At 72.2% G+C, this 18,710-nt stretch carries 22 protein-coding genes and 1 pseudogene; 8 read left to right on the plus strand and 15 right to left on the minus strand.

Annotated elements, in window-relative coordinates; genetic code table 11:
- Positions 1–13: 13 nt before the first annotated feature.
- Positions 14–292 carry a PTS glucose/sucrose transporter subunit IIB gene (locus AIF0345_RS11205; protein ID WP_267489924.1) on the minus strand — a complete coding sequence of 93 codons (279 nt, stop codon included), beginning with the start codon at positions 290–292 and terminating at the stop codon, positions 14–16.
- 221 nt (positions 293–513) lie between these two features.
- Between AIF0345_RS11205 and ptsP the strand changes: the two genes are divergently transcribed.
- The 5 genes from ptsP (at position 514) to AIF0345_RS11230 (ending at position 4,099) form a co-directional block, all read left to right on the plus strand.
- Positions 514–2,211 carry a phosphoenolpyruvate--protein phosphotransferase gene (gene ptsP / locus AIF0345_RS11210; protein ID WP_285296196.1) on the plus strand — a complete coding sequence of 566 codons (1,698 nt, stop codon included), beginning with the start codon at positions 514–516 and terminating at the stop codon, positions 2,209–2,211.
- Positions 2,208–3,200, plus strand: a complete 993-nt coding sequence (locus tag AIF0345_RS11215) for an acyl-CoA thioesterase (protein ID WP_043562214.1) — start codon at positions 2,208–2,210, stop codon at positions 3,198–3,200. The genes ptsP and AIF0345_RS11215 overlap by 4 nt, the downstream gene beginning before the upstream one ends.
- Before the next feature lie 131 nt (positions 3,201–3,331).
- Positions 3,332–3,484 carry a hypothetical protein gene (locus AIF0345_RS11220; RefSeq protein WP_229118442.1) on the plus strand — a complete coding sequence of 51 codons (153 nt, stop codon included), beginning with the start codon at positions 3,332–3,334 and terminating at the stop codon, positions 3,482–3,484.
- 16 nt (positions 3,485–3,500) lie between these two features.
- Positions 3,501–3,995, plus strand: coding sequence for a response regulator transcription factor (locus AIF0345_RS11225; protein ID WP_268918324.1), 495 nt, complete (start codon positions 3,501–3,503; stop codon positions 3,993–3,995).
- A gap of 8 nt (positions 3,996–4,003) precedes the next feature.
- Positions 4,004–4,099, plus strand: a complete 96-nt coding sequence (locus AIF0345_RS11230; protein ID WP_268918325.1) for a helix-turn-helix domain-containing protein — start codon at positions 4,004–4,006, stop codon at positions 4,097–4,099.
- Between the two features lie 152 nt (positions 4,100–4,251).
- Here the strand turns inward: AIF0345_RS11230 and AIF0345_RS11235 are convergent, their stop codons facing one another.
- Positions 4,252–4,608 carry a hypothetical protein gene (locus AIF0345_RS11235; RefSeq protein ID WP_285296197.1) on the minus strand — a complete coding sequence of 119 codons (357 nt, stop codon included), beginning with the start codon at positions 4,606–4,608 and terminating at the stop codon, positions 4,252–4,254.
- 82 nt (positions 4,609–4,690) lie between these two features.
- Between AIF0345_RS11235 and AIF0345_RS11240 the strand changes: the two are divergent.
- Both AIF0345_RS11240 and AIF0345_RS11245 read left to right on the plus strand, forming a co-directional pair.
- Positions 4,691–5,028, plus strand: a pseudogene (locus AIF0345_RS11240) (ATP-binding cassette domain-containing protein); the annotation flags it as partial.
- Positions 5,029–5,278: 250 nt separating this feature from the next.
- Positions 5,279–5,548 carry a hypothetical protein gene (locus AIF0345_RS11245; RefSeq protein WP_229118448.1) on the plus strand — a complete coding sequence of 90 codons (270 nt, stop codon included), beginning with the start codon at positions 5,279–5,281 and terminating at the stop codon, positions 5,546–5,548.
- 40 nt (positions 5,549–5,588) lie between these two features.
- On the opposite strand, the gene AIF0345_RS11250 is transcribed toward AIF0345_RS11245, so the two are convergent.
- The 6 genes from AIF0345_RS11250 to AIF0345_RS11270 form a co-directional block, all read right to left on the minus strand.
- The gene (locus tag AIF0345_RS11250; protein WP_285296198.1) at positions 5,589–5,969 is read right to left on the minus strand and encodes a type II toxin-antitoxin system VapC family toxin; all 381 of its coding nucleotides are present in this window, start codon (positions 5,967–5,969) and stop codon (positions 5,589–5,591) included.
- Between the two features lie 11 nt (positions 5,970–5,980).
- Positions 5,981–6,787 carry a type II toxin-antitoxin system Phd/YefM family antitoxin gene (locus AIF0345_RS16545; protein ID WP_311136114.1) on the minus strand — a complete coding sequence of 269 codons (807 nt, stop codon included), beginning with the start codon at positions 6,785–6,787 and terminating at the stop codon, positions 5,981–5,983.
- A 131-nt stretch (positions 6,788–6,918) separates the two neighbouring features.
- On the minus strand, positions 6,919–8,601 hold the full coding sequence (gene ettA / locus AIF0345_RS11255) for an energy-dependent translational throttle protein EttA (protein WP_268918327.1): 1,683 nt from the start codon (positions 8,599–8,601) through the stop codon (positions 6,919–6,921).
- 231 nt (positions 8,602–8,832) lie between these two features.
- Positions 8,833–10,443, minus strand: coding sequence for a hypothetical protein (locus AIF0345_RS11260; protein WP_285296199.1), 1,611 nt, complete (start codon positions 10,441–10,443; stop codon positions 8,833–8,835).
- Between the two features lie 581 nt (positions 10,444–11,024).
- Positions 11,025–12,146: a peptide chain release factor 2 gene (prfB, locus tag AIF0345_RS11265; protein WP_285296200.1), complete on the minus strand. Its 1,122-nt coding sequence runs from the start codon at positions 12,144–12,146 to the stop codon at positions 11,025–11,027.
- A 124-nt stretch (positions 12,147–12,270) separates the two neighbouring features.
- Positions 12,271–13,182: a LysR family transcriptional regulator gene (locus AIF0345_RS11270; RefSeq protein WP_273167736.1), complete on the minus strand. Its 912-nt coding sequence runs from the start codon at positions 13,180–13,182 to the stop codon at positions 12,271–12,273.
- A gap of 51 nt (positions 13,183–13,233) precedes the next feature.
- Here AIF0345_RS11270 and AIF0345_RS11275 point away from each other — a divergent pair, with 51 nt between their 5' ends.
- A complete protein-coding gene (locus AIF0345_RS11275) occupies positions 13,234–13,623 on the plus strand; it encodes a CBU_0592 family membrane protein (protein WP_412768288.1) in 390 nt (129 codons plus the stop codon).
- Positions 13,624–13,683: 60 nt separating this feature from the next.
- Here AIF0345_RS11275 and AIF0345_RS11280 read toward each other — a convergent pair whose 3' ends face one another.
- The 7 genes from AIF0345_RS11280 to AIF0345_RS11310 all read right to left on the minus strand — a co-directional run bounded on the left by AIF0345_RS11280 (position 13,684) and on the right by AIF0345_RS11310 (position 18,534).
- Positions 13,684–14,178 carry a glycosyltransferase gene (locus AIF0345_RS11280; RefSeq protein ID WP_285297936.1) on the minus strand — a complete coding sequence of 165 codons (495 nt, stop codon included), beginning with the start codon at positions 14,176–14,178 and terminating at the stop codon, positions 13,684–13,686.
- Between the two features lie 23 nt (positions 14,179–14,201).
- Positions 14,202–14,690, minus strand: a complete 489-nt coding sequence (locus AIF0345_RS11285) for a peptidase T4 (protein WP_285296201.1) — start codon at positions 14,688–14,690, stop codon at positions 14,202–14,204.
- Positions 14,687–15,061 carry a TadE/TadG family type IV pilus assembly protein gene (locus tag AIF0345_RS11290; RefSeq protein ID WP_268918331.1) on the minus strand — a complete coding sequence of 125 codons (375 nt, stop codon included), beginning with the start codon at positions 15,059–15,061 and terminating at the stop codon, positions 14,687–14,689. The genes AIF0345_RS11285 and AIF0345_RS11290 overlap by 4 nt, the downstream gene beginning before the upstream one ends.
- 106 nt (positions 15,062–15,167) lie before the next feature.
- A complete protein-coding gene (locus tag AIF0345_RS11295) occupies positions 15,168–15,353 on the minus strand; it encodes a hypothetical protein (protein ID WP_268918338.1) in 186 nt (61 codons plus the stop codon).
- A 129-nt stretch (positions 15,354–15,482) separates the two neighbouring features.
- Positions 15,483–16,412, minus strand: a complete 930-nt coding sequence (locus AIF0345_RS11300; protein ID WP_268918332.1) for a type II secretion system F family protein — start codon at positions 16,410–16,412, stop codon at positions 15,483–15,485.
- Complete coding sequence (locus tag AIF0345_RS11305) at positions 16,409–17,260, minus strand: type II secretion system F family protein (RefSeq protein WP_043563569.1); 852 nt, start codon at positions 17,258–17,260, stop codon at positions 16,409–16,411. Before AIF0345_RS11305 ends, AIF0345_RS11300 begins: the two co-directional genes overlap by 4 nt.
- Positions 17,260–18,534: a CpaF family protein gene (locus AIF0345_RS11310; RefSeq protein WP_285296202.1), complete on the minus strand. Its 1,275-nt coding sequence runs from the start codon at positions 18,532–18,534 to the stop codon at positions 17,260–17,262. Before AIF0345_RS11310 ends, AIF0345_RS11305 begins: the two co-directional genes overlap by 1 nt.
- Positions 18,535–18,710: the final 176 nt, after the last annotated feature.

Raw genomic sequence — 18,710 nt, forward strand, 5'->3', positions numbered from 1 at the left:
AGGACGGCGCGGCTCAGCCCAGCGCGGCGATCTCGCCCGCGAGGTTGTCCGCCGTCGGCCCGACGACGACCTGGACGACGCGGCCGGAGCGGACGACGCCGAAGGCCCCCGCGGCGCGCAGGGCGTCCTCGTCCACCTTCTCCTGATCCACGACCTCGACGCGCAGCCGCGTGATGCAGGGCTCAAGATCCGAGATGTTCTCCCGACCCCCCAGGCCGGCGACAATCTTCTCAGCGGTACTCATGTGTGCTCCCTCGTGAGTCTCGGTGCGGCGGCGCCCGGGGCGCCGCACGACGGCTCGTCATCTCCGTGCTCGCAATCACCTTATCCTAGGCGGGCCTCCTCCCGCCCGTTCGGCGTCCCGGGGCGCGTCGAGCCGGTCCGCACCGGGACGTCGCCGGGGCGACAGCCTGTCAATCGATATTCATCCGACGGCAGAAACGAGACATCCGGCGCCTTCCCGGGGCACAATGGGCCGTGATATTCGCCTCCATCGCTGTTGAGGAGCACCGCATGGCCCCGTCCGACGCAACACCCACCTCCCTGACTGGCATTGGCGTGAGCCCCGGGCTCATCGCCGGCCCTGTCGCCCGCATGGCGCCGGGTATCACCGAGCCCGAGATCGCCACCCTCGATTCCAGCCGAGACCCCGAGAAGGAGTGCGACCGCATCGCAGAGGCCGCCCAGAAGGTCAAGAAGAGCCTCGAGCTCTCCGCCGCCGAGGCCAAGGGCGACGGACGCACCCTGCTGGAGACCACGGCCCAGATGGCCGCCGACCCGACCCTGACCACCTCCGCCCAGGCCAAGGTGCGCGAGCGCAAGCTCGTCCCCGAGCGCGCCGTGTGGGAGGCCGCCGGCACCCTGGCCGGCATGCTGGAGTCGCTCGGCGGCTACATGGCCGAGCGCACCCGGGATGTGGGGGACGTGCGCGACCGCATCGTCGCCGTCCTGACCGACTCCCCCATGCCGGGAATCCCGCGCATGCCCGAGCCCTTCGTCCTGGTCGCCGAGGACCTCGCCCCCGCCGACACGGCGCTGCTCGACCCCGAGAAGGTCGTCGCCTTCATCACCTCCGAGGGCGGCCCCACCTCCCACACCGCGATCCTGGCCCGCGCGCTGGGCATCCCGGCGATCGTCGGCACGGGCACGGAGGTCACCGACCAGCTCCACGACGGCGACATCGTCCTGGTGGACGGCACCAAGGGCGCCGTGACCCTCAACCCGACCGAGGAGGCCCTGCGCCGGGCACGCGAGCTGGCCAGCCGGGTGCGAGTCTTCAACGGCGACGGCGCCACGAAGGACGGCCACGAGGTCCAGCTGCTCGCCAACGTCGGCGACGCCGCCGGAGCGCGCAGCGCCGCGGAGGCGGGCGCCATGGGGGTGGGCCTGTTCCGCACCGAGTTCTGCTTCCTCGACCAGCCCGAGGAGCCCACCGTCGAGGCGCAGGTGGAGGCCTACCGCGGCGTGCTCGAGGCCTTCCCGGGCAAGAAGGTCGTCGTGCGCACCCTCGACGCCGGCGCCGACAAGCCGCTGCCCTTCCTCACCGACGCCACCGAGGCCAACCCGGCGCTCGGCGTGCGCGCCTACCGCACCGCGCGGCGCGACCCGGAGGTCCTGGAGCACCAGCTCGAGGCCCTCGCCAAGGCCGAGGCCGGCACCGAGGCGAAGGTGTGGGTCATGGCCCCCATGATCTCCACCGCCGACGAGGCCAAGGCGTTCACCGACAAGGCGCGCTCCTACGGGCTCACGATCGCCGGCATGATGATCGAGGTCCCCTCCGCCGCCATTATGGCGGACAAGCTCTTCGAGCACGCCGACTTCGCCTCCATCGGCACCAACGACCTCACCCAGTACGTCATGGCGGCCGACCGGCTCCTGTCCTCCCTGGCGGACCTGTCGACGGGCTGGCAGCCCGCCGTCCTGCGGCTGATCAAGTCCGCCTGCGACGGCGCCGCCCCCCACGGCCGCCCGGTGGGCGTGTGCGGCGAGGCCGCCGCCGACCCGGCCCTGGCCGTGGTCCTGGTGGGCCTGGGAGTCAAGAGCCTGTCGATGACGGCCCGCGCCCTGGCCGACGTCGACGCCGTGCTCAAGTCCGTCGACTTCGCCGACTGCCAGCGCCTGGCGGGCCTGGCGACCAGCGCGCGCAACGCCGACGACGCCCGCGCCGCCGTGCGCGCCGAGCTGCCGATCCTGGAGGAGCTCGGCCTGTGACGGCGCCGTACCCGGTCCCCGTCGCCACCGAGGAGCCGCTGGGCTCGGTGACCCGGGTCCTCGCCCTGGACGAGGCGACCGGCGACGGGGACGGGTACGGGGACGGTCGGCCGATCGTCGAGGACGTGTTCACGGGCACCTCCCTGCCCCAGCTCTCGGGGCGCATCTACGGCGGCCAGGTGGTGGCGCAGGGGATGCTCGCCGGAGCCGCCACCCTGATCGACGACGGCGGTAGCGGCAGCAGCGAGCGCCTGCCGCACTCGGTGCACGCGTACTTCATGCGCGGAGGCAGGCCCGACAAGCCGGTGAGCTTCGCCGTCGAGCGGCTCCACGACGGGCGCTCCTTCTCGCAGCGGCGCACCACGGCCTCCCAGGACGGGGTGCAGATCCTGACCATGATCTCCTCCTTCCAGGAGGTCCAGGACGGCGCCGACCTCCATATCGAGGCCCCGGAGGTGCCGCGCCCCGAGGAGCTGAGGAGCGCGCTGGAGATCTTCAGGACCGTCGACCACCCGGTGGCGAGGTTCCTGGGACGCACGGCGGCCTTCGACCTGCGTCACGTCGAGGGCAATGTCTACCTGGGGCCCGGCGAGGAGCCCAGCAGCGTCCAGCACCTGTGGGCGCGCTCGCGCGGGCGGCTGCCGGCCGAGGCCTCCCAGACGGTGCACCGGGCGCTGCTGACCTACATGTGCGACCAGGTGATGCTGGAGCCGGCCCTGCGCAGCCAGGGGCTGACCTGGCGCAGCCGGGGCATGAGCCTGGCGACCCTCGACCACACCCAGTGGTTCCACCGGGACGTGGACGTGTGCGACTGGATGCTCTTCGTCCAGGACTCCCCCAGCTCGCAGGGCGGGCGGTCGATGGTCCGCGCCGAGGTCTTCGACTCCTCCGGGCGGCTGGTCTCCTCCATCGCCCAAGAGGGCATGATCCGCACACCGACGCCGACGGCCCACGGAAGCGGCCGGTGGGAGGTCCGCCTCGAGGGCTGAAGGCCCGCAGGCGCCGCAGGCGGAGGGCGGGGCGCCTCACCACGTGCGCGGGGACCGAGCAGGCCGGGTGAAGGCCTGCGGGCGGCGGGCGGGGCCGCTCGCACCGGGTCCGGAGACGGAAGGCTGCGCCCATGAGTGCCGTCGATGTCCTGCTGGTCGAGAACGAGACAGACCTCGCCGCCACCCGGGGCTGCCTGTCCGCCTTCGGCCTGCGCGTGACGCACTGCCCGGACGCCGAGTCGGCGCTGCGCCCGCGCACGCGCGCCCGGCGTCGTCCTGCTTGACGTCAACCTGCCCGGCATGAGCGGCTCCGAGCTGTGCCGCCGGCTGCGCGGCGACTCGCGGGTGCCGGTCGTCGTCTCGGCTCGCAGCTCCGACGTCGACCAGGTGCGGGGCCTGTCGCTGGGCGCCGGCGACTTCATCACCAAGCCCTTCTCCCTGGCCGTCCTGCTGGCCAAGGTCCGCCGCGCCCTGGAGCGCGGCGCCGGCGACGCACCCGCTGCTGCGGGCGGTGGGGCCGGATCCCCGGGGCCTGGAGGGGAGGACGACTTCGACGACGGCCGCCTGCGGGTGGAGCCGCCCACCGGCCGCACCTACCTGAACGGCCGCGAGCTTCATCCGACTGCGGACCGGGTCCTGCGGCACCTGGTGGCCAACCGCGGCGCGGTGTGCACCAAGGAGGACGCTATCCGCGCGGTGCGGGGCGACGAGAGCCCGGCCCTGCTCAGCAGGCGCGGCCCCCGCACGCCATCCGCGCGGTGCGGGGCGACGAGCTCACCGGCTCCGGCACACTGACCGCGCACGTGCGCCGCCTGCGCGCCCGCATCGAGGACGCGCCCGGCTCCCCCGCCCACATCCGCACGGTGCAGGGGCGCGGCCACCTGTTCGAGGCGCCGTAATGCGCGGCCTGCGCGCTCCCCTGCGCGCTCCCCTGGTCCTGCTGACCATCGCCTTCGCAGGAGGCCTGGCCGTGCTGGCCCTGCTCGCTGTGCGCGAGCCGCCGGCCGCGGACGCCGCCGGGCCCAATGACGCCGTCCAGCGCCTGTCCGCCTCATGGCCCCGCCCCGAGAAGGCGGGTCCGGAAGACGTGGCCGACCGGCTGCGTGTGGTGGACGCCGCGGACGCCCCGGTACCGCTGGACGGTGAGGCCGGCGCAGGCGCCGCGGACGCGCCCGGGCCGGCCGGGCGGGCCGCGCAGACCGAGCCGCTGGCCGGGACGGCGGAGCGGACGGGCGGCCCGGCGGCCGGGCTCCGGGACATGCAGTGGACCGGCGAGCACCGTCCCCTGGCCGCGCCCGTCGTCGTAGGCGGGCGGGTCGTGGCGTGGGCCCTCCTCGACGACGGGCGCACCGCCGCCGTCCGAGGCCCGCCGCGCCACCGCCGTCGTCACCACCAACAGGCTCTCCAAGTCCTTCTCGGTGGGCGGAGCCCAGCAGCACGTGCTGCGCAACCTGGACCTGGAGATCGCCGCCGGCTCCTTCACCGTCATCATGGGCCCCTCGGGCGCCGGCAAGCCCACCCTCCTGTACGCCCTGTCCGGGCTGGACCGGCCCGCCCTGGGCACAATGAGGCTGGACGGCACGGACCTGACCGCTCTGGATGAGGACACCCTGGCCCGCTTCCGCCGCAGCCACTGCGGCTCCGTCTTCCAGCAGGCGCACCTGCTGGACTGCCTCACCGTCCTGGAGAACCACCTGGCCGTGGGCCTGCCGACCGGCCGGGACCGCGGCGCCGTCGTCGAGCACGCGCGCTCGCCGCTGGAGCGCGTCGACCTGCCCGAGCGGGACTGGGCAAGGCGCCCGCCACGCTGTCGGGCGGCGAGGCCCAGCGCGTGGCCATCGCCCGGGCCCCGGTGAACCGGCCCGCCGTCGTCTTCGCCGACGAGCCCGACGGCCGGCCGGGCCCCGAGCACTCCGCTGCCGTCCTGGACCTGCTCAGCGGCGTGCACGCGGACAGGCAGACCATTGTCATGGTGACCCACGACGTGCGCTCCGCCGCCCGCGGCAACCGCGTGCTCTACCTGCGCGACGGCCGCATCTGCGCCGAGTGCTCCCCAACCGGCGAGCCCCCTCCCGCCGTTGGCCCGCCGCACCCTCCGCAAGCACCCGGGCCTGGTGGGGGCCGTGACGGTCCTGCCCCTCATCGCCGGCCTGCTCATCAGCACCAGGCTGATCGTGATGACCCAGCACGGCGCCTACCTGGACCGCAAGGCCGCCGAGTGTGACTCGCCCGACGCCGTCGCCCTCATGCCGCAGGGCGAGCAGGCCGACGCCGTCGCGGACGCCCTGCGGTCCGGGTTCCTCTTCTACGACATCGACTCCGCACCCCGGCGACAGATGCCGCACTGATAACGAGCCCGCTGATCGGGAGCCCGACGGGAATCGACAATCAGGACGGGGCGATCACGTTCAGGCCGCAGCACTGAGCGGCTCGGCGCATCTCGCGGCCGTAGGTCAGAAGAATGTCCGCACTGACGGCCCTCGCGACCGCAAGATGGATGGCATCGGCGGCGCGCAGCCCCATCGATCCGGAGAAGGCGCTGAGAAGATGCTCCCTGGAGACGTCAATGAGCTCGACCCCGGAGAGCAGGACCGCCGCCGTCCTCTCATCAAGCTCGCGGCGACGGCGGGCAGCGCAGTGAAGCTCGGTATGGAGCAGGAAGGACGCGCACAGGACCATACCGCCTGCAACGGCGCTGTTGAGCCACTGCGACAGCGGCCTCGACTCTTTCTCCTTAATGAGCAGCTTGAGCGCAGCCGAGGTGCCCAAGTAGCAGATCCTCATCGCTCACCGCGAAGATCATCCAGCACATCACGCGACGCGATCCCGGTGGCGCGCCTCAGTGCAGCGAAGTCCACACGGACAGACCGGGTGACGGCTCCGCTCCGCCGGAGAAGAGCGAGAGGCTCCTCGGGCACGGGAGCGAGCAGGGCCACAGGTCTCCCATTGTTGGTGATCTCAAAAGTCTCCCCCGCTTGAACGCGGCGCAGAATCTCCGCACTGTTATTGCGCAGCTCGCGGTGCGGAATCGTGGGCACACGCATCACCTCGTAGCAAGTGTAGCACGGACGCTTGAGCCGCCCCGGAGCAGCATCCACCGCAGGAATCCGGGCACGGCCCTCCCGCCTCGCCGCCGCCTCTCTCCTGTACACGCCCACTGCGCGCACCCGGGCGCCGGCCAGTCGAGAGGGGGCACTGCGAGCCCGCATGAGAGCCCGCGTATCCAGCACCAGCAGGTAGCCGCTCATGCCCCCGCACAGCTCCTCCTCGGGCAGCTTCATCGAAAGAAGGAGCCGGGCAGCTGATGACCGCCGAATCCGAGCTCGTGCTCGCCGTCGTCGGCCGAGACCAGCCGCGCGATTGTCCGCCGCCCCGGGCGATGCCGACCGCGGCACCGCGCCCCGCCCCCGGCACTGCGAGTACAGGTCGCAAGGTGGCGGAATGCTGCGGCGGCTCATGGGCAGAGGCCGGAGCCGGGTGTCCGTCAGAATGACATTGGAGCCCTCGGACGCCGTTCCCCTCGAAGCCGCCCTTGCAATGACGCGGTTCCCCGACAGCACCTCAGCAGCCCGGACGGCCAATGTCATTCTGACGGACACCCGCGCACCTCGGCCAAGGCCGCAAGCGGCCTCGCCTCGGCTCAATCGCGTGTGTTCAGCCTGCGGCCCGCAACACGCTCAATCACCTCGGCCAAGGCCGCAAGCGGCCTCGCCTCGGCTCAATCGCGTGTGAGCTTGCGGTAGGTGACGCGGTGGGGGCGGGCGGCCTCGGCGCCCAGGCGCTTGACCTTGTTCTCCTCGTAGGAGGCGAAGTTGCCCTCGAACCAGTACCAGCTGGCCGGGTTGTCATCCGTGCCCTCCCAGGCGAGGATGTGGGTGGCCACGCGGTCCAGGAACCAGCGGTCGTGGGTAATGACGACGGCGCAGCCGGGGAACTGCAGCAGGGCGTTCTCCAGGGAGCCGAGGGTCTCGACGTCGAGGTCGTTGGTGGGCTCGTCCAGCAGGATGAGGTTGCCGCCCTGCTTGAGGGTCAGGGCCAGGTTGAGGCGGTTGCGCTCGCCGCCGGACAGGACCCCGGCGGGCTTCTGCTGGTCGGCGCCCTTGAAGCCGAAGGAGGCGACGTAGGCGCGCGAGGGCATCTCCACGTTGCCGACCTGGATGTAGTCCAGGCCGTCGGAGACGACCTCCCACAGGGTCTTCTTGGGGTCGATCCCGGCGCGGGACTGGTCCACATAGGACAGCTTGACGGTCTGGCCGACCTTGAGACTGCCGCCGTCGAGCTCCTCCAGGCCGACGATCGTCTTGAACAGGGTCGTCTTGCCGACGCCGTTGGGTCCGACGATACCGACAATGCCGTTGCGCGGCAGGGTGAAGGACAGTCCGTCGATGAGCGTGCGCCCGTCGAAGCCCTTGCTGAGGCTCGTGGCCTCCAGGACCTGGCTGCCGAGCCTGGGGCCCGGCGGGATCTGGATCTCCTCGAAGTCGAGCTTGCGGGTGCGCTCGGCCTCTGCGGCCATCTCCTCGTAGCGGGCCAGACGGGCCTTGGACTTGGCCTGGCGCCCCCGGGCCGAGGACCGCACCCACTCCAACTCATCCTTGAGGCGCTTGGCGAGCTTGGCGTCCTTCTTGCCCTGGACCTCCAGGCGCTTCTCCTTGGTCTCCAGGTAGGTGGAGTAGTTGCCCTCGTAGGGGTAGAGGTGACCGCGATCGACCTCGGCGATCCACTGGGCGACGTGGTCGAGGAAGTAGCGGTCGTGGGTGACGGCAATAACGGCACCCGCGTAGGTCGACAGGTGCTGCTCCAGCCACAGGACGGACTCGGCGTCGAGATGGTTGGTGGGCTCGTCCAGCAGGAGCAGGTCGGGAGCCTCCAGGAGCAGCTTGCACAGGGCCACCCGACGGCGCTCGCCGCCGGAGAGGTGCGCGACATCGGCGTCGGCCGGGGGACAGCGCAGGGCGTCCATGGCCTGCTCCAGCTGGGAGTCCAGGTCCCAGGCGTTCGCGGCGTCGATGTCGGTCTGGAGCGCGCCCATCTCCTCCATGAGGGCGTCGAAGTCGGCGTCCGGGTCGGCCATGGCGGCGGAGATCTCGTTGTAGCGGTCGAGCTTGCCCTTGATCTCGGCCACGCCCTCCTCGACGTTGCCGAGCACGGTCTTGTCCTCGTTGAGCGGGGGCTCCTGGAGGAGGATGCCGACGCTGTAGCCCGGGCTCAGGCGGGCCTCGCCGTTGGAGGGCTGGTCGATACCGGCCATGATCTTGAGGATGGAGGACTTGCCGGCGCCGTTGGGGCCGACCATGCCGATCTTGGCGCCCGGCAGGAACGCCATGGTGACGTCGTCGAGGATGACCTTGTCGCCGTGCGCCTTGCGCGCCTTGATCATCTGGTAGATGTACTCAGCCACTGCTTCGCCGTGCCTTTCGTCAGGGGGTGAGTGGTGGATGCCTGCGCAGCGGCACCGCCGATGCCGTATCCGGCTGCCCGGTCGGTTTCGCGCGCACTGCCGCCAAGCCTAAGGGAGCGGGCGGGCGATGGCGACGGGCGCGGGCGTGAGGCCGTGCACGCGGGGCGCCCCTCCGCAGCCGCCTCCCAGTGAGCGGCGACCGGGCTGCCGCATCGCCTCGATTCCCCGGCGCTACCTTCGGGTGTCGAGGGCCTCAAGCATGAGCGGGTCCGACATCCTCTCCTCATCGGGCAGGTGCATGGCGGTGGCGAGCAGGTCCGCGACCCGCCTCGCGCCCTCGCGGTCGCCACCGCTGAAGGTGACGGACAGGTCCTCCCGCCTGGAGATGACGTCGAGACCGGGAGCGCCCCTGCCCTCGGCCTTGAATCGGACGTAGCGTACATCGCCGAGCGGGAAGGCGCGCTCTATCGCGCCGTCGTTCAGCAAGCTCCTCCGGGAGGCGTGGAAGACCCGCGCCGACGTCACCCCCAGGACACCAGAGTCAGTGGTCGATGAGATGGCGATCAGGTTCTCGTCCCGCTCGAGAACCCACCGCAGGATCTTCAGCTCGTCGTCCACCTCTTCCTGGTCGCCGGTCCTGACCGGAGGGTCGGGCAGGGGTACGTCGTCGGCCTTTTCACCGGCGAGCCCGACGACGTACCCCGACAGGTCCTTGAGGCGTCCGACCTCGCTGTCGTCGCTCCACCCGGTCGCCGTCATGACGCGCCCGGCCAGGCCCGTCAGGATATTGCCTCCGTCGCCGCCCCCGCGAAGCCCCTCGGGACGGGACATCAGGCTCCGGTACGACAGCTCTGAGGTCAGGCCGACACGGCGCTCCAGGCGGTCAAGAAGGGTCGAGGCGAGCTCGGAGGCCTGATCATGCTCGCTGTGAGTGTTCTTCACCTTCGTCATGACCCTGCGCGCCCCTTCCGGAGTCCTGTCCTCGTTCTGGGCCACATACGAGCACCTGAGCGCATCGGCCATGTACCTCACGTCCCTGACCACCACGAGACCGCACGCGTCCTCGCGGACCCTGGCCTCATTCTCAAGCAGGTACGACTTGGCCGACTGCTGATCAGCCTCGATCTTTCCGAGGTGCGCCCCGACAGCGTCGACGCACAGCCCCCACTGCTCCCGAAGACCGACGGTCATGCGCTCGAGCTGGTCGAACATAATGCGGTCGACGGATCGACGGGACTGCACCTCCGCCACAATGTTGCGGACCTCGTGGCACATGCTGCGGAGGTTGCTCATGCGTCTTCTGCGCAGCTCCTCGGAGACCTCCTGGGTGACGGCGATGTTCTCATTGAGACGCTTCGAGATGGACATGAGCTGGTACTGAACCGCCATCAGCGCCACCGCAGGCCCGACTTGAGGCAATAGGCTGGCCGCCTGCGAGCCCGCCGCGGGCACCCACCGCACCTGCGAGACGATCTTCCCGCTGTTGTTGACAAGCGTCCCGGTGTTAACGCCGCCCGAGACCATCGGCCTCACAAGGCCGCTATTAAGCAGTTTGACCGTGTCCTGTGTGAACCGGACCAGCCCCCGAGCGTTGACAGCACTCTGCAAGCCCTGGGCCGCAATATTCGCCCCTCCCGACGCAAGGGCGATGGCGTCTGTCAGCCCGGACCAGCGCCTCATGTCCTTGCGCGTCAGTGGACAGATCCCGAGATCGGTCAGCTCCCCCACCGGATGGTCTCCGAGGAGGAGCGCTATACCGGGCTCGATCTCAACCAGGGTCGTCGCCCCCTCCGTATTCTCGGGCTCCGCCTCGACAGCACCCACATCCCGGCCCTCTGACATCGCGTGTCCTCCTTGAACGCACGCCCGCCGGAACCTGGATCGCCTCTTCGCGCCTCCCGTCGGCGAGCCAGGCAATACTACCGCCGTCCGCCGCCCCGGCACCGTCGCGTCGCAGCCCGCCGCCCCGCCCGACGCGCCGCCAGGTGGGGCGGGCCTGTCGCTCCGCGTCGGCCCTGCGGCCCGCGACGCGGGCGCAACCGAGGAGGGGCGGATGTGCCGAGCGGTCCCCGGAAGGAGGCCCGTGCCGGCCGCGGAGCCGCCCGATCGCCCTCCTCCGCACTCGACGTGCCGGCTCAAGCGGCGGCTCCCGAAAACAAGATCGGAAACAAGGTCTACCGCGGAAGCTCCGAGCTGATGGACGTCGGGTGCGGCATGACATACAACCTGATTGTCTCAGGGAGGCTCCGGGAAGAAGTGTGGGGCTTCGCCGACGTCGGCGCCGCCCCCCTTGTGCGAACGGCAGGATTTTCTGGGCCGGTTCGGGCTGTGGGCGGACCATCAGGACAAGGTGGACTATTTCAAAGACCACGTATACGAATGATCGTCCCGGCCCCGGTCTTTTCCGCCGTCGAGCCCGCCACTCAGCCCCGGGCGCTCTCCTGCTGCCTGCGCCAGCGGATGCCGGCGTCGATGAAGCCGTCGATATCGCCGTCGAACACGGCGTCGGGGTTGCCGACCTCGTAACTCGTGCGCAGGTCCTTGACCATCTGGTAGGGGTTGAGGACGTAGGAGCGCATCTGGTCGCCCCAGGAGGCCTTGACGTCCCCGGCCAGCTCCTTCTTCCTGGCGTCCTCCTCCTGCTGCTTGAGCAGCAGCAGGCGCGACTGGAGCACGCGCATGGCGGCGGCGCGGTTCTGGATCTGGGACTTCTCGTCCTGCATGGACACCACCAGGCCCGTGGGCAGGTGGGTGATGCGCACGGCGGAGTCGGTCGTGTTGACGCTCTGCCCGCCCGGGCCGGAGGAGCGGAAGACGTCGACGCGGATGTCGGTCTCGGGCACGTCGATGTGGTCGGTGGACTCGATGAGCGGGATGACCTCGACGGCGGCGAAGGAGGTCTGGCGGCGGCCCTGGTTGTCGAAGGGGCTGATGCGCACCAGGCGGTGGGTGCCGCCCTCCACCGAGAGCGTCCCGTAGGCGTAGGGGGCGTGAACCTCGAAGGTCACGGACTTCAGCCCCGCCTCCTCGGCGTAGGAGGTGTTGAGGACCTTGACGGCGTAGTCGTGACGCTCGGCCCAGCGGGTGTACATGCGCAGGAGCATCTCGGCGAAGTCGGCGGCGTCCACTCCACCGGCCCCGGAGCGGATGGTCACGACGGCGTCGCGCGGGTCGTACTCCCCGCTCAGCAGGGTGCGGATCTCCAGGTCGGACAGGTCCTTGGAGACGGCCGCGAGGTCGGACTCGGCCTCGGCGAGCAGCGCGTCGGCGTCCTCGCCACTCTCCTCGCCGGCCATCTCGACCATGGCCTCGAGGTCGTCGATGCGCGAGCCGAGCTCCTCCACGCGCCCCAGGTCGGCCTGGGCGTGGGACAGGGCCGAGGTGACCGCCTGGGCGGCCTCCGGGTCGTCCCACAGGTCCGGGGCGGCGGCCTTCTCGGACAGGGAGGCGATGCGCGCGCGCAGCGCCTCGGGATCCGTCACCGCCGCGATGGAGGCGTAGGTGTGTCGGAATCGTTCGATCTCTGCTGGGAAGTCGGTGGCCACGAGGCGAGTCTACGGCAGAGGTGCCGGGGCTCCCGGCGGAGGCGGCGGGTCGGGGCCCGACCGCGCCGGCGGCGGGTGGCCGGGCGGGTCTGCACGCCGAGCGGGTGGGCCCGCCGGCCGCCCATCAGCCCAGCTCGAGGGCCTGGGCGTGTGACAGCAGCGCCTCCAGGACCGCACGCGCGGCGCTGGTCGGTTCGGTGCGGGTCACGCGATGGCGCACGACGAGCTGGCGGGTGCCCAGGCCGGGCAGGCTGGAGACGACGACGCCGTCGGGGACGAAGCCGGAGTGCACTGCGAGCTCGGGCAGGAGGGCGTACCCCAGGCCCTGGCTGACCATGGCCAGGACGACGTCGTAGTCGTAGACCACGTGTCGGGTGGTCAGGGGTGTGCCGAGCTGGCGTGAGAGGCGGGCCAGCGCGAAGGCGCCGGCGGTCGAGGGGTCCAGGTCGATCCAGGTGGCGCGCACCAGGTCGGCCAGCGTGCTCGGGGTCGCCTGCCCGGGCGGGACGACCACCAGCCACGACTCGTCCAGCAGGGGGACGTCGTTCATGGCGCGCGGCGGCGCGGGCAGGGTGTGGGAGTCGCGCTCGAGCAGGGCGAGGTCGAGCGTGCCCTGCCGCAGCCGCGCCAGGGCCGCGCGCTCCTCGATCTCCTCGATCACCAACTCGATGCCGGGCAGCGAGTCCTCCAGCGTGAGCAGCAGCGGCAGGATGAGCGCGCGGATCGCCGTGGCGAAGGTGCCGATGCGCACGGTGCCGGTGGGCGTGTCGCCGTCGATGAGCGCGAGCTCGCGCCGGGCGGTGGTCAGCTCGGACTCGATGCGCTCGGCGGCCTCCGCCAGGACCCGGCCGGAGTCGGTCAGGACCGCCCCCGCGGGCGTGCGATCGAGCACACGCACACCCGCCTCCTTCTCAAGCAGGCGGATCTGCTGGCTGATGGCCGACGGGCTGAGGTGGAGCAGATCCGCAGCCGCCACAACGCCTCCTGCGCGGTGCACGGCGAGGAGGACGGCGATGCGGTGGGCGGAGATGTTCATGACCCCGACCATAGTTCAGAGCACCTACACGACCCATGCAGATTCATGTGATTGATCTTCAGCAACCGGGGGCTCACCATCTTCCTCGTGAACGACATGGCGAGCATCTTCATCACCGTCGGCGGCTGGATCGGCGCCGCCGAGCTCCTCTTGGCGTACGCCCTGATCTCCAAGGGCCGGATCGCGGGGGACTCCCTGCGCTACCAGGCACTCAACCTGACCGGCAGCGTGCTGCTGGTCATCAACTGCGGGTACACCGGCGCCTGGCCCAGCGTCATCGCGAACAGCTTCTACGTGCTGGTCGGGATCAACATCCTCATGACGGTCAAGCGCGCCTACATCGCCCAGCTCGCCCACAACCAGCGCGCGGTGCTCGGGTCGCGCCTGCGCCGCCGCCGGATCGCCGCCGCGGCCTCCGGCGTCGCCGCCGTGAAGGGCTGATGAGGCGCCACCCGCACCGGCATGCGGGCCCGACCGCGGGCACGCGGCTCGCGGCGGGCTTCACGGCGCCGTCGTCAGCCGCGCAGAGCCGGTGGCGGTAATGGTGAATCCCCGGGAGGGGATCGCGCCCCACGGCAGAAAGGGCGGGCGCGACCTGGCGGCGAGCGTGACGACGGCGGTGGCGCCGTCGGGACTGGAGGCCTGGACCACCTGCGCCGACTCCGGGCGCTCGGGCTGGGCCGCAAGGTCCTCCAGCGCCGCGGCGCGCACGCCCGCGTCCGTCAGCCGCCCCGGCGCCCCGCCGGCCTGGAGTCCCTCGAAGTAGCCGTCCTCATCCACGTGGTCGGCGGCGGCCGCGGCCGCCGAGTCGGCCAGGGAGGTCAGGGTCTTCAGGTCCAGGTAGACGGCGGTGGCGCTGGCCGCCACCAGGACGAGCGCGACCACCACCGCTATCGTCCCGACGCCCAGCAGCAGGATCTGCCCGTCCTCACCACGCCCCGGGCGACCCCCGAGGCGCCGCGGCCCGCGTGCCGCCCGGAGCGCGACGCGGCGCATCGCCCGGGCCATCGCTCGGAGCATCACTCGGCCCCCGCCAGGGTCACGGCGCGCTCGGCGTCGAGCACGACGACGTCGCGCCCCACGCCGGTCGCCGCCAGGACCGGCAGGTCGACCCCGGCCTCGACGCGCACGACGCCCGCGCCGCACCCGGCGTCCGCGCACCTCAGGCTCAGGGCGCTCGCGGGGTCGGAGTCGACGTGCTGGTCGGACAGGGCCAGCCCGGCCGCGACGCGCGCGTGCGCCAGAGCGCCCTCCCCCTTCTCCACCTCCAGGACGCGGCCGGCGGCGTCGGCGGCCGAGGCGACGGCGAAGGATGTCGCCTGCACCCGCGCCAGGGTCACCAGCAGGTAGAGGACCGGGACGACCAGGAGCAGGGTCCAGCCGATGAACTCAACGGACGCGTTGCCGGCCTCGCGGCGCACGAGCGCGCGCACCGCCGCCGTAGCGCCGGAGGCGCAGGGGAGCCCCTCGCGCCTGCCGCCCCGCGGCGCGCGCCGCCGGCCGCTCACGGCCCCTCCCGGGACCCGGCCACGAGCGCGGCCTCATCGACGGCGTGGCCGGTCACCCGCAGCCTGCCGGCGGGTCCGAGAAGCCCGAGGACCGGCAGGGGCGCCGTCACCTCGGCCCTCACCACCGGCGTGCCGCCGACCACGGTCCGCGACACGGTCACGTTCTCGACGTAGCCGTCCGCCAGGGCGGCGTCGGCCAGCATGTCCACGCGCGCGGCGGCCTCGGCCTCGGTGCCGCCGACCAGGGCGGCCCGGCGGGCGCCCTCTCCGGCGGCGTCGATCAGGACGTTGCGCACGTGCAGGCCCAGGGCGAGCTGGAGGAGCGCGGCGCACACGGCGATCACGAGGACGCTCACCAGCGCGAAGTCCACGACAGCAGAGCCGGCCTCCCCCGCGCGCGGGCCGGAGGCGGGCAGGACGGGGCCTCTCTGCGAAGCCGAGCCGGCCTCGCCCGACCGCGGGCCGGGACTCCCGCGCTCAGATGGCGCCGGTGACCCTGGCGATCGCATCGTTGAACACCTGGGTCAGCGCCGGCCCGGCCACGGCCCACAGGGTGACGACCAGGCCCGCGGTCATGAGGGTGACCAGCACCCAGCCGGGGACGTCTCCGCGCTCCTGGTGCAGGCGGGCCCGCAGGGAGGCCGGGCGAGGGCTCGAGCGCATGCGGCGAGCGACGGCGGGAACGGGGCGGATCATCTGTCTGTCCTTTCACTGGTGACGGGTCGGAACGGATCAAGGGGCCGGGCCGGCCGGGCCGGCGAGGCGGGGTCGGGATCTGCACGATCGGCGGCCTCACAGCCCCAGGCGCAGGACGAACAGGCCGGGGAACAGGGCGAAGACGACCGTGATCGGCAGGACGAGGAAGACCACCGGCACCATCTGCGCGATCTCGCGCCTGCCACCCTCCTCCATGAGGGCGCGCCGGGAGGCCTCGCGCACGTCGGCGGCCTGGGCGCGCATGACGTCGGCCAGCGGCGTGCCCCGTTCGAGGGCGACGGAGATGGCCTCCGACAGGCGCGTCACGTGCAGGGAGGCCACGCGGCTCTCCAGCCGGTTCAGGGCGGTGGTCAGCACCGTGCCGCTGCGCACGTCGGCCAGCGTCAGGGCGAGCTCGTCGATCAGCTCGCCCGAGCCGATCTCGACGACGCGCTCAATGGCGGCCACGGGCCCCTGCCCGGCGCTGACGACGAGGGCGAGCAGCTCCACGATGTCGGGCAGCTGGGCCTCGATGCGCCGGCGGCGGCGCTCGACCTCCTGACCGAGCCACCAGTCCCGGCAGGCCGCGCCGCCGACCAGGGCGATGAGCGCGGCAAGGACCAGCAGCGGCACGCTCACGCGGCGCACCATCGAGATGAGCAGGCCGGCCCCGATCGTGGCGGCGAATGCGGAGACGGCCCACAGGAGCTGCTGGAGCCGGAGCTCCTCGTAGGTCAGGGCGTTGCCCGCCCGGGACAGCCGGCGCCTCACGGACTCCGCCGACGAGCCCAGCCGCTCGAGCACGTAACCCGCCGAGGCGACGGCCGCCAGGAGCACCGAGGAGATCGTGCGCCCGTCGGCGTCCGGAGCCTGCGCGCCCAGCAGGCCCGAGGTCGTGGGGGCGGCGTGGACGTAGGGGGCGAGCCGGTCGAGCAGAGTGGGCCGACGGCGCCGCAGCGCCGAGACGACCAGAAGCAGGCCGCACGCCGCCATGAGTCCGGCGAAGGCCCCCAGGTGGACTCTCATCGCAGCACCCGCTTCTCCTCGGGCAGGCGCCCCAGCCGCAGCATGAGCCGGTAGGCCAGGATGCTGGCCACGGCCCCGATGGCCAGCACGAGCGCACCCGACGAGGTCGCGTAGGCCACGGCCGCCTGCGGGCGGGTCGCCAGGAGGGCCAGGACGAGCCAGGGCGCCGCCACGGCCACCCTGGCCCCGTTGACGGTCCAGGACTGTCGGGCCTCGAGCTCGCCGCGAGTGCGCAGGTCCTCGCGCAGCATGCACGACAGGGCGCGCAGCAGGGTCCCCAGCTCGGTGCCGCCGACCTCGTGAGCCAGGCGGAGGGCCTCCACGATCCGGTCGGCGACGGGGTCGGCGAAGCGCGCCTTGAGCCGGTCCAGGCACACCGAGAAGCGCGCCGTGGCCGCGTAGTCGACCGCGAAGGCGCGGAACTGCTCGCGCACGGCCTCCGGACCGCGCTCTCCGAGACTGGCCAGGGCCTCGGGCAGGCTCATGCCCGCGCGCACCCCGGACACCAGGGTGTCGACCGCCTCGGGCCACACCTCCCGCAGGCGGGTGCGCCGGGCGCGGGCCCGGCCGGAGACGACGGTGTAGGGCGCGCAGGCGGCTATGGCGCCGAAGGCCACGGCGATGGGCCAGGCGCGCGAGGCGCCGAGGAAGCCCAGTGCGGCGACGGCCCCCAGCACCACGCTGCCGGCGACGAACACGGCCGGGCTGGTGCGCCCGACGCCGGCCTGGACCAGGATGTCGGCGAGGCGCCGCTGGCGCTCGGAGCGCCAGCGAGGCGGCTCAGTCGTCAGGGCGAGCCACACGAGCACCATGCCGATCCCGCCCATGAGTCCTGCGATCGCGCCCATCAGGCCCGCTCCCTGATGCGGCGCCCGCCCGTCTCCGGGGCGAGCAGCCCGGCCAGGTCGTGGCCGGCGCGGGCGTACCGGTCCGGGGAGGGCGGGGCGCCGGGGCCGCGCACGAGCCTGCCCCCGGCGTCGCGGCGGAAGACATCAGACATCTCGATGGTGCCGTTGGCGCCGTGGGCACCGCTCTCGACCCGTCCCGACAGGGCCGCGATCTCGCGCACGTATCGGCGCCCCTTGGCATCCAGGTCGAGGTGGACGACGAGGTCCACGGCGCTGGCGACCGTGGGCACCACGAAGGCCGCCGACACGTTCTCCCCCGCCAGCAGCGGGAGCGTGCAGATCTTGATCACCGCCTCGCGCGCGGAGCTGGCGTGCAGGGTGCTCATGGCGGGCAGGCCGGAGTTCATGGCGATGAGCAGGTCGAGGGCCTCGGCCTCACGGACCTCGCCGATCAGGAGGCGGTCCGGCCGCATGCGCAGCGCCTCCTTGACCAGGCGGCGCAGGCTGATCTCGCCGATCCCCTCGAGGTTGGCGGCCCGGGTCTGCATGGCGACGCAGTCGCGGTTGCGCAGGGCGAGCTCGAAGACCTCCTCGCAGGTGATGACGCGCTGACCGGCGGGGATGGCTCCGGCCAGGGCGCGGACCATGGTGGTCTTGCCGGCCTGGGTGGCGCCCGAGACGAGGATATTGAGGCCGGCCTGCACGGAGGCGTCCAGGAACGCCGCGGCGCGCGGCGTCAGGGGGCCCAGGCGCACCAGGTCGGCTGTGCGGGAGGCGCGCGAGGAGTGCTTGCGGATGTTGACGGCCCAGTGGCGGGCCGTAATGGGCGGGATGACCACGTGCAGGCGCTCGCCGTGCGGCATCTGGGCGTCCACGAAGGGGCTGGACAGGTCCAGGCGGCGCCCCGAGACCCGCAGCATGCGCTCGACCAGCACCCGCAGGTCCTCCTCCTCCAGGATCGTCGTGGTCAGCTCGGGCCGCCCGGAGCGCGCCACGAAGACCCGGCCGGGGGCGTTGCACCAGACCTCCTCGATCGTGTCGTCGTCGAGATAGCGCTGAAGCGGGCCGAGCCCCGCCAGGGCGTCGACCACCCGGGCCTGGACCGCCTCGGGGTCGCGCAGGGGCGGGACGAGCCCGGCATCGGCGCGGGTGATGTAGTCGGCGGACGCCTCGGCGACGAGGGTCTCCAGCGCCGAGGCGTCCGCAAGCGGGTCAATGCCTCGACGGCGGACGAGCTCACGGATCTCGTCGTGGAGCAGCACCGCTGCATCCATGGTGGGCCTCGCTGTGGGTCGACAATGGGCGGGATGTGTTCGAAGAGACGACTGCTGCGCAATCGGGGTGGGCCGGTGGACAGGGCACCGCGCGACAGTGAGCGGCACCACGTCTTATGAGGTTAGATCACTTTCGCGCCTCAACGCCACCCTTTGGGAGACCTGTGGATAACTCC

Source organism: Actinomyces israelii (assembly GCF_030253495.1).
GTDB lineage: Bacteria > Actinomycetota > Actinomycetes > Actinomycetales > Actinomycetaceae > Actinomyces > Actinomyces israelii.